16 protein-coding genes are annotated in these 13663 nt (G+C 45.1%); 12 read left to right on the top strand and 4 right to left on the bottom strand.

The genetic code is table 11. From position 1 onward, the window contains the following. Positions 1-60: 60 nt before the first annotated feature. Both CBI31_RS04200 and yaaA read right to left on the bottom strand, forming a co-directional pair. Positions 61-1272 carry a DUF2863 family protein gene (locus CBI31_RS04200; RefSeq protein WP_088525169.1) on the bottom strand — a complete coding sequence of 404 codons (1212 nt, stop codon included), beginning with the start codon at positions 1270-1272 and terminating at the stop codon, positions 61-63. Further along, positions 1272-2048, bottom strand: coding sequence for a peroxide stress protein YaaA (gene yaaA, locus CBI31_RS04205; RefSeq protein ID WP_088525170.1), 777 nt, complete (start codon positions 2046-2048; stop codon positions 1272-1274). Before yaaA ends, CBI31_RS04200 begins: the two co-directional genes overlap by 1 nt. Positions 2049-2107: 59 nt before the next feature. Between yaaA and CBI31_RS04210 the strand changes: the two genes are divergently transcribed. From CBI31_RS04210 to CBI31_RS04245, 9 genes are read left to right on the top strand one after another with little or no spacing between them, the layout of a single operon-like run. Further along, the gene (locus CBI31_RS04210) at positions 2108-3307 is read left to right on the top strand and encodes a pyridoxal phosphate-dependent aminotransferase (RefSeq protein WP_088525171.1); all 1200 of its coding nucleotides are present in this window, start codon (positions 2108-2110) and stop codon (positions 3305-3307) included. Between the two features lie 32 nt (positions 3308-3339). After that, positions 3340-4047: a glutathione binding-like protein gene (locus CBI31_RS04215; protein WP_088525854.1), complete on the top strand. Its 708-nt coding sequence runs from the start codon at positions 3340-3342 to the stop codon at positions 4045-4047. A gap of 1 nt (position 4048) precedes the next feature. Then, complete coding sequence (locus CBI31_RS04220; protein WP_088525172.1) at positions 4049-4903, top strand: 3-hydroxybutyryl-CoA dehydrogenase; 855 nt, start codon at positions 4049-4051, stop codon at positions 4901-4903. 36 nt (positions 4904-4939) lie between these two features. After that, positions 4940-5419 carry a DUF3429 domain-containing protein gene (locus tag CBI31_RS04225; protein WP_088525173.1) on the top strand — a complete coding sequence of 160 codons (480 nt, stop codon included), beginning with the start codon at positions 4940-4942 and terminating at the stop codon, positions 5417-5419. A 4-nt stretch (positions 5420-5423) separates the two neighbouring features. Further along, positions 5424-6737 carry a replication-associated recombination protein A gene (locus CBI31_RS04230; protein WP_088525174.1) on the top strand — a complete coding sequence of 438 codons (1314 nt, stop codon included), beginning with the start codon at positions 5424-5426 and terminating at the stop codon, positions 6735-6737. A gap of 10 nt (positions 6738-6747) precedes the next feature. Beyond that, positions 6748-7371, top strand: coding sequence for a 2-hydroxychromene-2-carboxylate isomerase (locus tag CBI31_RS04235; protein ID WP_088525175.1), 624 nt, complete (start codon positions 6748-6750; stop codon positions 7369-7371). Between the two features lie 48 nt (positions 7372-7419). Continuing rightward, a complete protein-coding gene (locus CBI31_RS04240; RefSeq protein WP_088525176.1) occupies positions 7420-7995 on the top strand; it encodes a peptidylprolyl isomerase in 576 nt (191 codons plus the stop codon). A 23-nt stretch (positions 7996-8018) separates the two neighbouring features. After that, complete coding sequence (locus tag CBI31_RS10275; RefSeq protein ID WP_133062485.1) at positions 8019-8225, top strand: hypothetical protein; 207 nt, start codon at positions 8019-8021, stop codon at positions 8223-8225. Next, the gene (locus CBI31_RS04245; RefSeq protein WP_240553727.1) at positions 8194-8604 is read left to right on the top strand and encodes a M23 family metallopeptidase; all 411 of its coding nucleotides are present in this window, start codon (positions 8194-8196) and stop codon (positions 8602-8604) included. Before CBI31_RS10275 ends, CBI31_RS04245 begins: the two co-directional genes overlap by 32 nt. An 85-nt stretch (positions 8605-8689) precedes the next feature. Here CBI31_RS04245 and CBI31_RS04250 read toward each other — a convergent pair whose 3' ends face one another. Then, positions 8690-9130 carry a universal stress protein gene (locus CBI31_RS04250; RefSeq protein WP_088525177.1) on the bottom strand — a complete coding sequence of 147 codons (441 nt, stop codon included), beginning with the start codon at positions 9128-9130 and terminating at the stop codon, positions 8690-8692. Positions 9131-9214: 84 nt separating this feature from the next. Here CBI31_RS04250 and CBI31_RS04255 point away from each other — a divergent pair, with 84 nt between their 5' ends. Then, positions 9215-9616, top strand: coding sequence for a DUF2177 family protein (locus CBI31_RS04255; protein WP_088525178.1), 402 nt, complete (start codon positions 9215-9217; stop codon positions 9614-9616). Between the two features lie 22 nt (positions 9617-9638). Next, a complete protein-coding gene (locus tag CBI31_RS04260; RefSeq protein ID WP_088525179.1) occupies positions 9639-11267 on the top strand; it encodes a SulP family inorganic anion transporter in 1629 nt (542 codons plus the stop codon). Positions 11268-11356: 89 nt separating this feature from the next. Here the strand turns inward: CBI31_RS04260 and CBI31_RS04265 are convergent, their stop codons facing one another. Next, positions 11357-12559 (bottom strand): MFS transporter, encoded by a 1203-nt coding sequence (locus CBI31_RS04265; protein ID WP_240553729.1) that lies wholly within the window; start codon positions 12557-12559, stop codon positions 11357-11359. Positions 12560-12677: 118 nt separating this feature from the next. Here CBI31_RS04265 and CBI31_RS04270 point away from each other — a divergent pair, with 118 nt between their 5' ends. Continuing rightward, positions 12678-13661 carry a Bug family tripartite tricarboxylate transporter substrate binding protein gene (locus CBI31_RS04270; protein WP_088525181.1) on the top strand — a complete coding sequence of 328 codons (984 nt, stop codon included), beginning with the start codon at positions 12678-12680 and terminating at the stop codon, positions 13659-13661. Positions 13662-13663 lie beyond the last annotated feature (2 nt).

The raw sequence follows: 13663 nt of genomic DNA on the forward strand, positions 1-13663 counted from the left end.
TCAAATAAAAAAGCCGAGAGATCCTCGGCTTTTTATTATTTGTTGTTACGCTTGTTGTTTCTAATGAAATAAGGGTTGCTGTGATGGCGCATCGTCTGGCATCTCAGCATGTACAGCCTCTCCTGAGCGATCCGGAAATAGTGGCGCTCCACAATCATCACAGAGCTCTGGATCAAAGAGCATTGCATGGCGGAATACGTCTTCAACACCAGCATCATGCAATGCGTCACATATCTTCTTAATCGGACTTTCATCATCCGACAAATCATTTAAAGCATCGCTTGCGACACTCTCACGGTCATATAAAGGCCAGATCACGCCATACATGATCTCTGAAGAGCCTTTTGCGCTAAAGGAAATGCGATATTCATCGGCCTGTTCTTCACCAAATGCACCGACTACACAAGATAAGCCAGGAGGCAATATACCCAAACTGCTCTCTAAGTAATTCACTGCGGCACGAATACTTAAAGGGCGCACATGCTTATCAGCCAAACGGCAATTCGTGAAATAAGACTCTGGCAAAAGAAGTTCGAACTCGCAGCCTGGCAACAAAGAGGCCATCGGCTCATGCATCGCGTTTTGCCAGCCAATCAAGCTCACTCCGCGTTCTTGACGTGCCGGAGGTTCGGCTTGCCAACGGAAAATGGGGGTGCCACTCGGGGCGCTCAGGGCGGCAATAATAAAACGCGGATCAGCCAAAACCGCAATCGTCTCAGACATATCTCGCAACTCTAACTTCACATCTTGATTGCAGATCGCTGCATTTGCCAAAGATTCAGTCAAGATACGCGTTTGACAGTGGGAGTGCGGCATCTGATCAATGCTATAGAGCCAAGGAACAATGGCAAGACGGGTATCGGGCGCTGCGATAGCAGAATGCAAAGCTTGTGCGATTGCTTCAACTATACTTGTTTGCAATGGCCCAGACGGAATTTGATAACGGGTATGCGCAACAATGGGCATTGCCAACAAGAGGACGTCCCACTCTTGTCCTTCGTGCTCCATCTTGAGAGATTCTGCCAAGGTTTCAGCAGAATCTGCAAGCACTTCAAAGGCTACGGTATTAATGCGAAAGGTTTGATCTAAGGCCGCATCAATCACATTTTGGTTTTGACTTTTCAGTAAGCGCATCAATCGAACATTCAGGCGCTCTTCCCAAAAGCGATCCTCTATTTGACTACCAGAGGCGGCTAAAGAAATGGCATCCGCTACAAGCTTCTCAACCTCAGGAGAGCTCCGCTGCGAGGACTTGGTGCGATGTACAGCCATTATTTTTTCTCTGCCCTTCTAAAGACCGGCTTATCAGGCTTAGATTCTGCCGCAAAATATTTGTAACCATCCAAATTGAAACCCTTTAAGTCTGCCGGATCAGTAATGCGATTCTCAACCACATAACGCGCCATTAAACCGCGCGCCCGTTTGGCATAAAACGAAATAATTTTGTATTTTCCGTCTTTACCATCCTGAAATACCGGAGAAATAATGGGGCAACCCAAGTCTTTAGGCTGCAAGACCTTGAAATACTCTTCAGAAGCTAAATTCAGCAGTACAGGCTTTTTTTGCTTTTCTAATATCTGCCTCAGTGAATCGCTGACCCGACTACCCCAAAAAGAATAGAGATCTTTTCCTCTCGCATTCTTGAATGCGGTGCCCATCTCTAGGCGGTAGGCTTGCATCAAATCTAAGGGTCTCAAAGCACCATAAAGACCAGACAAAATCCGGACATGGTCCTGGGCAAAGTCGAGGGCCTTAGCATTGAGGGTTTTGACGTCAAAGCCATCATAGACATCACCATCAAAAGCATAGATGGCTGGTTTGCTGTTCTCTGCGGTAAATTTCTTGGTCCAATCGCGGTAGCGACCCACATTTAAAGCGGCCAATTGATCAGATAAACCCATCAACTTAGCCACATCCTGGGGGGATAGCTTTTTCAGATCGGCGATCAATTTGGCTGATTCTGAGACAAATTCAGGCAAGGTCGAGGTTTTGACCTTGACTGGAGTCTTGTAATCTAAGGATTTAGCGGGAGAAAGTACGATCAGCATGGCACAATTTGTATATGAATTTTTACCATTCTAGCGACTACTAGATTTCCCCGCCTTAAATGACTGCACAAGAGATCTCCCCCTCCTTTCCAAGCCGCCTTCCCAATGTGGGAACGACCGTATTTACGATCATGTCTGCGCTGGCAGCAGAGCATCGGGCTATTAACCTAGGCCAAGGCTTTCCGGACTTTCCATGCGATCGCAAACTGCTCACTAGCGTGAACGACGCCATGCTCGCAGATCGAAACCAATACCCTCCCATGATTGGAATTACAGAGCTACGTAATGGCATTAGTCAGAAGATCAAAAATCTATATGGTCACTACTATGATCCCGAATCAGAAATCACCATCACCGCAGGCGGTACCCAAGGAATTTTGACGACTATTCTGGCTTGCGTTAGTCCTGGTGATGAAGTCGTGATCATTGAACCTGCTTACGATAGCTACCGACCTTCCATTGAATTAGCGGGCGGCAAAACCATTGCCGTATCGCTAGAGGTAAGACGTGATGCACACGGTCAAGTCGCTTCCTATGAAATTCCTTGGGACGCTTTAGCCAAAGCCATCAATTCCAAAACACGCCTACTCATGATCAACTCTCCACATAATCCTACTGGCATGGTGTGGCAGAAAGCAGACTTAGATCGCCTAGCTCAGTTAGTGAAAAATACCTCTACCCTGATTTTGAGTGATGAGGTGTATGAACATATGGTCTATGAGGGTGCAGCGCATCATAGCGTGGCTTCGCACCCAGAACTCGCTGCCAGAAGTTTTCTCATTTCTAGCTTTGGCAAAACCTATCATGTCACCGGCTGGAAGGTCGGCTACGTCGCCGCGCCACCAGCTTTGACAAAAGAGTTTCGTAAAGTTCACCAATTCAATGTCTTTACTGTCAATACGCCTATGCAATATGGCCTTGCCTCTTACCTAGCAGATGCATCGCATTACCTTAACCTGCCTGCCTTTTATCAAGCTAAGCGTAATTTTTTCCGAGCTGGTTTAGAGAAGACTGCTTTTAAATTGCTGCCAACACCAGGCACTTACTTTCAGTGCGCAGATTACTCTGCGCTCAATATTCCACAAGCTAAATTGAATGAAGCTGATTTTTGTAAATGGCTTACAACTGAAATTGGTGTAGCAGCTATTCCCGTTTCTGCTTTTTATGATCGCCCTACTGAATCTGGCGTGATCCGTTTCTGTTTTGCCAAGCAAGAGCAGACTTTAGCGACAGCCTTGCAACGCCTACAATCTTTATAGAGAGACCTATAGCAATGAAGAAATCAAACAATATGATCGATGTCTACAGTTGGCCAACACCGAATGGCCACAAAGTCCACGTTATGCTCGAGGAATGCGGCTATCGCCTGGGTAAGGATTGGAATGCTATTCCGATTAACATTGGTACCGGCGATCAATTTGCTAAAGACTTCTTAAAGATTAGCCCAAATAATAAGATTCCCGCTTTAGTTGACCCCAATGGACCAGATGGAAAACCCATCAGCATTTTTGAGTCAGGCGCTATCTTGCTGTATCTCGCTAGTAAGACTGGCAAATTTCTTCCTAAGACAACTCGCGCCAAGTATGAAGTTTTGCAATGGCTAATGTTCCAAATGGGTGGCTTAGGACCGATGCTTGGGCAAAACCACCATTTCCGACTCTATGCGCCTGAGAAAATTGAGTACGCAATTAATCGCTATACCAATGAAGCCAAACGTTTATATGGTGTTCTCGATCAGCAACTCAAAGATAATCCCTATATTGCCGGCAAAAGCTACTCCATAGCAGATATCGCTATTTTCCCTTGGACCCGCAATTGGAAAAATCAAGGTATGGAGATCAATGACTATCCCCATTTCAAGGCTTGGTTCGAAATGATTGGTGAGCGCCCCGCCGTCAAACGGGGTTGCGAAGTACTCACAGAATTCCGCAAGCCTTTGACTAATGACAAGGCTCGAGAGCAGTTATTTGGTTCAACACAGTATCAAAAGAGGAAATGAAATGAAGATTGAATCAGTTGGCGTGATCGGTGCAGGAACGATGGGCAATGGTATTGCGCAGGTTTGCGCTGTTGCCGGACTAGACGTCGTCATGGTGGATATCAATGAAGCGGCTGTGCAGCGTGGCTTAGATCAGATCAGCAAAAGCCTAGATCGCCTTATTAAAAAAGAAACACTGACTGCCGATGGAAAAGCAGCAGCGCTAAAGCGCATTAAAGGCAGTACCTCTTATGCTGATTTAAAAGGCTTGGGTTTTGTTATTGAAGCTGCTACCGAAAACCAGGCAGTCAAAGAAAAAATTCTCAAGCAAGTTGATGAGATCGTGAGCAAAGACACCATCATTGCGACTAATACTTCCTCCCTGTCTATTACCAAGTTAGCCGCGCTAGACTCAAATCCAGGCCGGTTTATCGGAATGCACTTCTTCAATCCACCGCCCCTCATGGCTTTGGTAGAGGTTATTCGTGGCCTACAAACCAGTGATGCAACCCATGCCGCGATTATTGACATGGCCAAGCGTGTCGGCAAAGAACCGATCACGGTAAAAAATTCGCCAGGGTTTGTGGTAAACCGCATTTTGTTACCAATGATTAATGAGGCATTCTTTGTATTGTCAGAAGGACTAGCTAGCCCTGAAGATATTGATGCTGGAATGAAGTTAGGCTGTAATCAACCGATTGGTCCTTTAGCTTTAGCTGATCTGATCGGTTTGGATACTTGCCTGGCAGTCATGGAAGTGTATTTTGAAAACTTCAGCGACTCTAAATATCGTCCGTGCCCTCTCCTTCGCGAAATGGTAGCGGCTGGTTACCTCGGTCGCAAAACCGGTCGCGGTGTTTATACCTACGATCAATAAGCCCCATCAATTAATCCCTCCAATACTGAAGCGCTCGTGAACCCAATTCCACCTCTATTACAAAAACTAGCCTACGCTGGTCTGATTCCTTTTATTGGGCTTGCATTAATGGTGCAATTAGCACCAACCCCCTTAAATTATTTAAGCGCAGAATCTCTGGCAGGTTATGGCGCAGTCATTACTGCATTTATGGGAGCCTTACATTGGGGCGCTAATCTACATACTTTAGGCAAGGCGCCTAGTGGTGATCGCTGGATTGATCGTAATGCTTGGATTTGGGGTGTTATTCCTGCTCTTGTCGCTTGGCTTGCACTGCATATCTACATTCCAGTGGGCTTATTAATCATGGCATCCACCTTAATTATTCAGCGCAATATTGATCAGAACACTTATCAATATTATTTTTCTGATGAAGTTGCGAGGAGCGCTTTTATGACGATTCGTAATCGCTTAACTTATATCGCTGCCGCTTGCTTGACATGGGCTGCCATCGTTATTCTCTTTATCCAAGCATGATTTAATGAGTAGTCTTTTCGATAGCACTCCTCCGCCACCCTTAGCGGAAGCATTGCGCCCGAAAACCATTGAAGAAGTTATTGGACAAACCCATTTATTAGCCCCAGGTAAGCCACTCAATCTAGCATTTGCTTCTGGCAAGCCACACTCCATGATTTTGTGGGGACCTCCGGGTGTTGGCAAAACGACTTTAGCTCGTCTTTCAGCAAAAGCCTTTGATCGTGAATTCATTGCAATCTCTGCAGTATTGGCTGGAGTCAAAGAGATACGTGAAGCCATTGAAAAAGCCCAGCAAAATATGGCGCAATACGGCAAGCAAACTATCTTATTTGTCGATGAGATCCATCGCTTTAATAAGAGCCAGCAAGATGCTCTGCTACCACATGTGGAATCGGGCTTATTTACTTTTATTGGCGCCACTACTGAGAATCCCTCATTTGAAGTGAACTCAGCACTTCTATCTCGTGCCCAGGTCTACGTTCTGAAGTCCTTAACTGCAGATGAGCTCAAGCAACTATTTAAACGTGCACATCAACATGCCATGCCGGATGTGCAATTTGACGATAGCGCAATAAATACCCTGATCTCGAATGCTGATGGTGATGCTCGTCGTCTATTAAATCTGCTTGAACAAATCCGAAATGCCGCTCTAACGCCAAACTCTCCCATTAAGGTCGTTGACCAAGTCTTTATTGAAAATGCTCTCACTACTCAAGCACGTCGTTTTGATAAGGGTGGTGATCAGTTTTATGACCAGATTTCTGCGCTACATAAATCAGTACGAGGCTCTGACCCAGATGCAGCGCTCTATTGGTTTTGTCGGATGCTTGATGGCGGCGCAGATCCTCGTTACCTAGCGCGCCGCATTATTCGGATGGCTTGGGAAGATATTGGTTTGGCCGATCCTAGGGCCATGCAATTGGCAAATGATGCTGCGCAGACATTTGAAAGATTAGGCTCGCCTGAAGGTGAGCTTGCTCTGGGTCAAGCAGTAGTGTATCTAGCAGTAGCTTCAAAAAGTAATGCTAGCTACAACGCGTTTAATGCTGCACGCGCTTATGTTGCGCAGGACCAATCTCAAGCTGTACCTAACCATCTACGCAATGCGCCAACCAAACTCATGAAAGAGCTTGGGCATGGCAAGGAGTATCGCTACGCCCATGATGAGCCACACGGCTATGCTGCTGGTGAGTCTTATTTGCCTGAGGGAATGCCAGAGCCCCACTGGTATGAACCTGTTGAGCGTGGACTGGAGAGTCAAATTAAAGAAAAGATTGCTTTCTTACGCAAACTCGATGCTGAACATCAAAAGAAATAGGAATGCGCAAATGAGTGAGAAAACTTCAGCCACTTTGTATTACGACATTATTTCGCCTTTCGCCTATCTTTATGTGAAACAAAGACAGCGTCTGAAACAGCTTGATATCAAGCCAGTGCCTGTTCTTCTAGGCGGCCTTTTAAGGTCCACTGATAATGTAGGTCCGGGAGAAGTGGCTGCCAAGAGGCCGCATACCTATCAATTTTGCGTATGGCAAGCAGAAAAATTAGGCATCCCCCTTCGTTTTCCTGAGCACCACCCTTTCATGACAGTGGCAGCCCAACGTCTTCTAGTGCAAGAAAAAGCCGACTGGGCAATGGTAGAGCGTGCCTTTGATTATGTTTGGATTGAAGGTAAAGATCCCAATCTTTCTTGGTCAGAGTTTTGCGTCTATCTCGGTTTATCGCCGGATACAGCAAAACCTGAGAGTCCTGAGGTAAAAGCTGCCTTAGTTGCGAATACCAATCAAGCTAAAGCAGATGGTGCCTTTGGGGTGCCTACCCTCATTCTCAATCAACATTGCTTTTGGGGTCTTGATACCATCGATTGGGCACTCGATTATCTTGCCAGGCCAGGGATGTTCGAAGAAGCCTCCTATGCCTATGCTGGGAATGTTCCCAACGGTCTTACCTAATACTTTGCACAATACAATGGTTCTATTCATTTCATTCAAGGAGTCTTTATGCGTAAGCTTTTCACCAGCCTAGTCCTCGCTGCCGCTTGTATTACTAGCCAAGCAGTTATTGCTGGCCCTCAGGTTGAATTCAAAACTACTCTGGGTAACTTTGTCGTTGAGCTAGATGATGTAAAGGCACCGAAGACTACTGCCAACTTTTTGAACTACGTGAAGAGTGGTTTTTATAATGGCACCATCTTTCATCGCGTCATTGATGGCTTCATGATTCAAGGTGGTGGCTTTACTCCAGACCTCAATCAAAAGTCGACCAATTCCCCAGTTGTTTCAGAGGCGCAAAATGGTTTAAGGAATAATCGTTACACCATTGCGATGGCACGTACATCTGATCCAGATTCTGCCACTTCCCAATTCTTCATCAACGTCAATGACAATGTCGCACTGGACTTCCCCAATGCCATGGGCAATGGCTATACCGTTTTTGGCAAAGTGATTTCTGGCACACAAACCATTGATACCATCCGCAAGGTGCCGACAATGGTTGCTCCAGCCCCACGCATGGGCAGAATGGCCGACGTTCCTTCTAAGACAGTGACGATTGAATCAGCTACCCTGCTGAAATAAATAGAAGAGATAGGTCAGCCGCAATGATTTTGCTCGATGATGCGCAAAGTACAGCGGCCAAACCGTCTAGTCGCCATTATGAAAGCCCGCTCCATTATTGGCGGATTCTTTCTACTGGTGATAACTCACTGGATTTATCGGCCACTCAGACTTGTTTAGCCCAAATTGCGACAGCTCTTGATAGAGGGGAGTTTGTTGTTGCTGCACTATCGCACCCATATGGGCATTGATTATGCTGCCCCAACCGGCACCCCTGTCTTTAGCGTAGCGAATGGCAAAGTTGCTCATCTTGGCTATAGCGGCGCCTTTGGTAATCTCATTATTTTGGAGCACCCCGGCAACTATCACACCTACTATGCACACCTCAGCAACTATAACGTTGAGCTTGCAGTAGGCAATGAAGTGCGCCGCGGCTTGGAGATTGGCTATGTTGGATCAACTGGAAGATCAACCGGTCCACATCTCCATTTTGAATTGAGAAAAAATGGTATCTATGTTGATCCATACGCAATCAAGACTCAGCTCGATTTATGGTCTATGCGAAACAATGAAAGCGGTCAGCTCACAAGAGAAATTCTTTTGCTAGGAAGCCCTATCAAATTGAATTGATAGGGCTTTGGAGAAAACCCTGACCTAGAAATAAAAATAGGGTCCATATGGACCCTATTTTTTTAAGTAATGAAAAATTACTTGATCAGCCGAGAACCAATACCGGCAATTTTGAATGCACAATCACCTCATGTGTCTCACTACCAAGCAAAAAGCCTTTTATGCCAGTGCGTTTATGTGATGCCATCACAATGACATCTGCTTTTGATTTTTTAGCCCCATCCAAAATGCCTTCGGATAAAGTGGAATTAGAGATATGTAGTGTTTTTGCTTTGATGCCTACGCCCAAAGCAGTAGCAGCTTTTTTAAAGACATCTTTTGCGTATACATCGCAGGCTTTCTGGTGATCTTTTTGAGTAATTCCATAGCCTAAAGTACTATCAGAATACACCATTGGCGGCAAAGAGTCGGAGACATACACTAAGGTCACAGCAGCGCCATCAGCTTTTGCAAGCTGCGCCACTTTCTTCAAAGATTTTTTGCTGGTATCTGAGCCATCAACCGGCACCAATAAATGTTTAAACATATTGACTCCCTTTAAATTGAACTACTGATTTATACTTTCTATCATATTCTTATTAGGCTGTAACGGCCAACAAAGGAGACTTAATTGCTCAAGTATTTCGCCATCTACAGTTCATTTTTAATCACCATGCTTGTAATTGATTTAGTTTGGCTCTTAGGCATCGCTAAAAGCCTTTACCGAGATGAAATGGGTGATCTGATGGCTACTGAGCCCAAACTCGTTGCGGGGCTCGCCTTCTACCTAATCTATGCATTGGGAGCCATTATTTTTGTCGTTATTCCAGCCCTATCAAAACAGTCTTTGATATATGCACTGCAATATGGCGCTTTGTTTGGACTATTTTGTTATATGACTTACGACCTCACCAATCTTGCTGTGATTAGAGATTTTCCAACGCGACTGGCATTTATTGATATTGCTTGGGGTAGCTTTGTTACTGCAATTGTTTCTGGTGTTGCCTACTGGGTTGGCAATCGTTTTTCCTAAATAGCCTGTATCGAACATCTCGATGTTCTTTCAACCTAAAATCCTCAACTCCTTTTCGGGCTATAGCAAAACTTTATTTATAAAGGATGTTTTAGCGGGATTGACGGTAGGTATTGTGGCACTTCCTTTGGCAATGGCATTTGCTATTGCTAGCGGACTTAAACCAGAAGCTGGCATCTTCACTGCCATTATCGCTGGTGGGCTCATCTCCCTTCTTGGCGGCAGTCGAGTTCAAATTGGTGGCCCCGCAGGCGCCTTCATCGTAATTGTGTACGGCATTGTTGAACGCTATGGCGTTGCTAATTTATTGCTTGCAACAGCAATGTCAGGGGTGTTTCTCATTTTGATGGGTGCATTCCGCTTGGGAACGCTTGTGCGCTTTATTCCTATCGCCGTCATCATTGGCTTTACTAATGGCATTGCCTTTTTAATTGCTCTATCGCAACTCAAAGATTTTTTGGGGCTGAGTATTAATAAAATGCCTGCGCAATTTTTTCCTGCTATTCAAACGCTATATAAAGCTCTCGATACTTTTAACCCAACTGCGCTTGCTGTTGCATGCGGCAGCCTTGCCTTGATTATTTTCTGGAAATTATTTCAAAAGCACCTTGGCCATTTACATCATATTCCAGGCACGGTGATTGCAATGGTAGTAGCGACAATTGCTACCGCCCTATTAGACTTGCCTATTGACACCATTGGTAGTCGCTTTGGTGGCATTCCTTCCGAACTTCCCCATTTTGAGTGGATCCCAATCAACTGGGGCGATGCTCAATTCATGATTGGCCCGGCCCTCACTCTGGCCTTACTTGGCGCAATTGAATCCCTACTCTGTGCTCGTATAGCGGATAGCTTGATTCATACACGCCATGATTCAAATCAGGAGCTTATGGCGCAAGGCATTGCTAATACAATCATCCCTTTCTTTGGCGGCATGCCTGCAACCGGCACTATTGCACGAACCGTAACCAATGTTGAAAGTGGTGCTAGTACCCCCATTGCTGGCATTGTCCATGCTCTTACTTTGTTGATGATTATTTTATTTGCAGCTCCCTTTGCGCAAGATATTCCCTTGGCAGGTCTTGCTGCCATCCTGATGTATATAGCCTGGAATATGGGTGAGTGGAAAAAGTTTATCGACCTCAAACAGTTCCGCATACCTTATCGAATTACTATCTTGAGTGTTTTTTTGTTAACGGTGATGATGGATTTGACGGTTGCAGTTGAGGTCGGCCTACTCTTAGCCTTTATTACCTTTATCTACAGAATCTCCAGCCTCTCCCGTTGTGAAATTGCTGAAGCTAAAAATTTTCCTGCCCTTGAGAACCAGCAAGGTCGTATTGATGCCTATCGGATCTACGGAGCAATCTTTTTTGGAGCGGTAAAACTACTAGAAAAGATTGAAAAAAATCTCCCGTCAAGAACTCTACTGCTTGACTTAAAGAATGTCATCTATGTGGATACCTCAGGCATGGATTCGATCTCAGAGTTGGCGCACCTTTGTAAGATACGTAATATCCAGCTGATCATTTGCGGCTTAGATCATCAGCCCTATGAAATGGCGCAGCGTAGTGGTTTCCTTAAGAGACTCCCAGAGGATTGCCTCTATCCAGACCTCATCTCTGGAATAGAGGCGGCGATATATTCTTAATCCTCATCGCTCAAGAAATACAAAATCTGTCTTGATCAGCTCATGCGTGGAAATAATACTCGAGCAGTGATAGCAAATGAGGGAATGACTCATTGCACCGGCTTAGCGACCCAACCATTACGACGCTCATACAAGACAAATAGAACGCCCCATATGACGATTGCAATATAAGCCCAAATCCAAGCAATTTGGGATGAACGTGAACCTGAAATATCTAATACAAAACCAAAAATTGCAGGGCCCACCATACCACCGCCAAATCCCAGTAAGGAATGCAATCCCATAGCTGCACCTTTGATGTTTTCTTGTGCGCTAATCACAAGACCCGCAGTGAGCGTCGCAGAGTCAGCCATGATAAAAATAGCATGTCCAATTGCAAGGACAACAATCAACCACCATGCTTGGCCGGTAGAGCAAGCTAAGGCAATTCCGAGTGCCGCACTAGTTAGCATCACAATACATACCCACTTTTGACGCCCTACTCGAAGGGCGATTTCATTTCCCAGAATAGAGGCGGGTACGCCAAAGAAGTTAATTACCCCTGCCAAAGTGGTTGCTGTCAAGATAAAAGTCTCTCCGGATACTGCACCACAAAATACAAAGAAGGCTACGAGCCAGATTCTTGAGGCAAATAATTCTAATGAGTGTGCGGTATAACCAAAAATAAATCCTGATGCCTTTTTATCCTGCAATACTAACTTCCACTTCTCTAATGGAAATATGTCGCGTAAACGAATTTGAATTGCTCCCTTCCACTTTTCATGCTGCAAAGGTGGTATCAGAAGTAGAACAATTAAAAACGCTGTAAAGGGTCCTAGTGCGATGATGCCAAATACATAATGCCAGCCAAGTGCATCTAAGATCCAACCTGAACATAAATATGAAAATCCAGTCCCAATACCAAAGAAAGCGGTATAAAAAGAAATATGTCGGGTAATCTCACCGGACTGAATACGATCAGACAAAATTTTGAGGCCAGGCATATAAGTACCAGCAAGACCAGCGCCACTAATCACCATGAAAAATAGAGCAGTCCAAAAGTTAAATGCTAATAGACCCATACCTAATAAACCAGCTGTAGCGAAGAGGCCGCCAACCAAATAGACCTTACGTGCATCCACTCGATCAGTCAGCGCTGTAGCTAAAGGAACAGCCAACATATACCCAAAGAAAAAAGCGCTTGCAAGTAAGCCAGACTGTAAATTGCTTAAATGCCATTCTTCCTGCAAAGTAGTTAGTACCACTGCGTAGCAAGCAAAACCTAACAAAGCACAGGTTTGTGCCGTAAGCATCAGAGGGGTATAAGCAGACGATCGAAAGCGCATAAGGTATCAGTAAAAACGTGAACTCATTTTACTCGCCCTCAAAAGCCAAGACCCGCTACACTAATAGAAATCAGATGGAGGGAGTATGAAAAATAATCGTATTTTGGGTCATTTAATCAAGTTAAGCCTAGGCCTAATGATCAGTCTAGGCTGCACCTTAGCGCTAGCAGATAGCTATCCCTCAAAACCCATTAAAGCCATTGTTCCATTTGCCCCTGGCAGCACAACTGATCAAATTGGTCGAGCCTTTGCAGCCAAGATGACTGAGCTCTTAGGTCAGCCTGTCGTTATTGAAAATCGACCTGGTGCAAATGGCCTGATTGGTGCAGATCTTGTTGCTAAGGCGCCTGCTGACGGCTACACGATCTTATTCGGGACTAATAGCACTAATGCTGCACTAAAGAGCTTAGTCAAGAACTTACCTTATAACCAAGATACTGCTTTTACCCCAATTGGCTACTTTGGCTCGGCACCACTCATCATTACCGTCAATAACGATGTGCCTGTTAAATCACTCAATGGCTTTGTCTCATTAGCTAAAGCCAATCCCGGCAAAATGACTTTCGCTTATGCAAGCACCTCACAACGCGTCTCTTCAGAGATGCTGGCAAGTGCAGCTGATATCAAAATGACTGGGGTCTCTTATAAGAGCGGACCGAATGCGATGACAGATGTGATTGGTGGACAAGTCAATATGTTCACAGCCGACTTTGGAGTCACATTACCGCAAGTACAAGCAGGGAAAATTCGTGGTCTAGCAGTAACCTCTCTTAAGCGCTCACCAGCTATACCAGAGCTGCCGACTGTCAATGAAGCACTTGGTATTAAGGGCTATGAACTCATTGCCTTCTTTGCTGTATTTGGACCCGCTGATATGCCTAAGGATGCTATTCTGAAACTGAATAAGGCAATTAATGATGCAGCCAAGTCAAAGGATGTAATTGATAGATTTTCTGCCATGGGTTTTGAAACTCAACCTGGCACACCAGAAGCACTTGGTCAAAAAATTAAAGTAGAGACTGCAAAATGGGCCAAGGCTATTAAAGAAGCGGGCATTGAACCAGAATAAGA

It is taken from the genome of Polynucleobacter campilacus (assembly GCF_002206625.1).
Classification (GTDB): domain Bacteria; phylum Pseudomonadota; class Gammaproteobacteria; order Burkholderiales; family Burkholderiaceae; genus Polynucleobacter; species Polynucleobacter campilacus.

Coding starts and splice junctions, on each gene's coding strand:
- CBI31_RS04235 (WP_088525175.1), top strand. CDS start 6,748: ATGAGTGAGAAAACTTCAGCCACTTTGTATTACGACATTATTTCGCCT.
- yaaA (WP_088525170.1), bottom strand. CDS start 2,048: ATGCTGATCGTACTTTCTCCCGCTAAATCCTTAGATTACAAGACTCCA.
- CBI31_RS04220 (WP_088525172.1), top strand. CDS start 4,049: ATGAAGATTGAATCAGTTGGCGTGATCGGTGCAGGAACGATGGGCAAT.
- CBI31_RS10275 (WP_133062485.1), top strand. CDS start 8,019: ATGATTTTGCTCGATGATGCGCAAAGTACAGCGGCCAAACCGTCTAGT.
- CBI31_RS04260 (WP_088525179.1), top strand. CDS start 9,639: ATGTTCTTTCAACCTAAAATCCTCAACTCCTTTTCGGGCTATAGCAAA.
- CBI31_RS04270 (WP_088525181.1), top strand. CDS start 12,678: ATGAAAAATAATCGTATTTTGGGTCATTTAATCAAGTTAAGCCTAGGC.
- CBI31_RS04200 (WP_088525169.1), bottom strand. CDS start 1,272: ATGGCTGTACATCGCACCAAGTCCTCGCAGCGGAGCTCTCCTGAGGTT.
- CBI31_RS04230 (WP_088525174.1), top strand. CDS start 5,424: ATGAGTAGTCTTTTCGATAGCACTCCTCCGCCACCCTTAGCGGAAGCA.
- CBI31_RS04250 (WP_088525177.1), bottom strand. CDS start 9,130: ATGTTTAAACATTTATTGGTGCCGGTTGATGGCTCAGATACCAGCAAA.
- CBI31_RS04265 (WP_240553729.1), bottom strand. CDS start 12,559: ATGCTTACGGCACAAACCTGTGCTTTGTTAGGTTTTGCTTGCTACGCA.
- CBI31_RS04240 (WP_088525176.1), top strand. CDS start 7,420: ATGCGTAAGCTTTTCACCAGCCTAGTCCTCGCTGCCGCTTGTATTACT.
- CBI31_RS04210 (WP_088525171.1), top strand. CDS start 2,108: ATGACTGCACAAGAGATCTCCCCCTCCTTTCCAAGCCGCCTTCCCAAT.
- CBI31_RS04215 (WP_088525854.1), top strand. CDS start 3,340: ATGATCGATGTCTACAGTTGGCCAACACCGAATGGCCACAAAGTCCAC.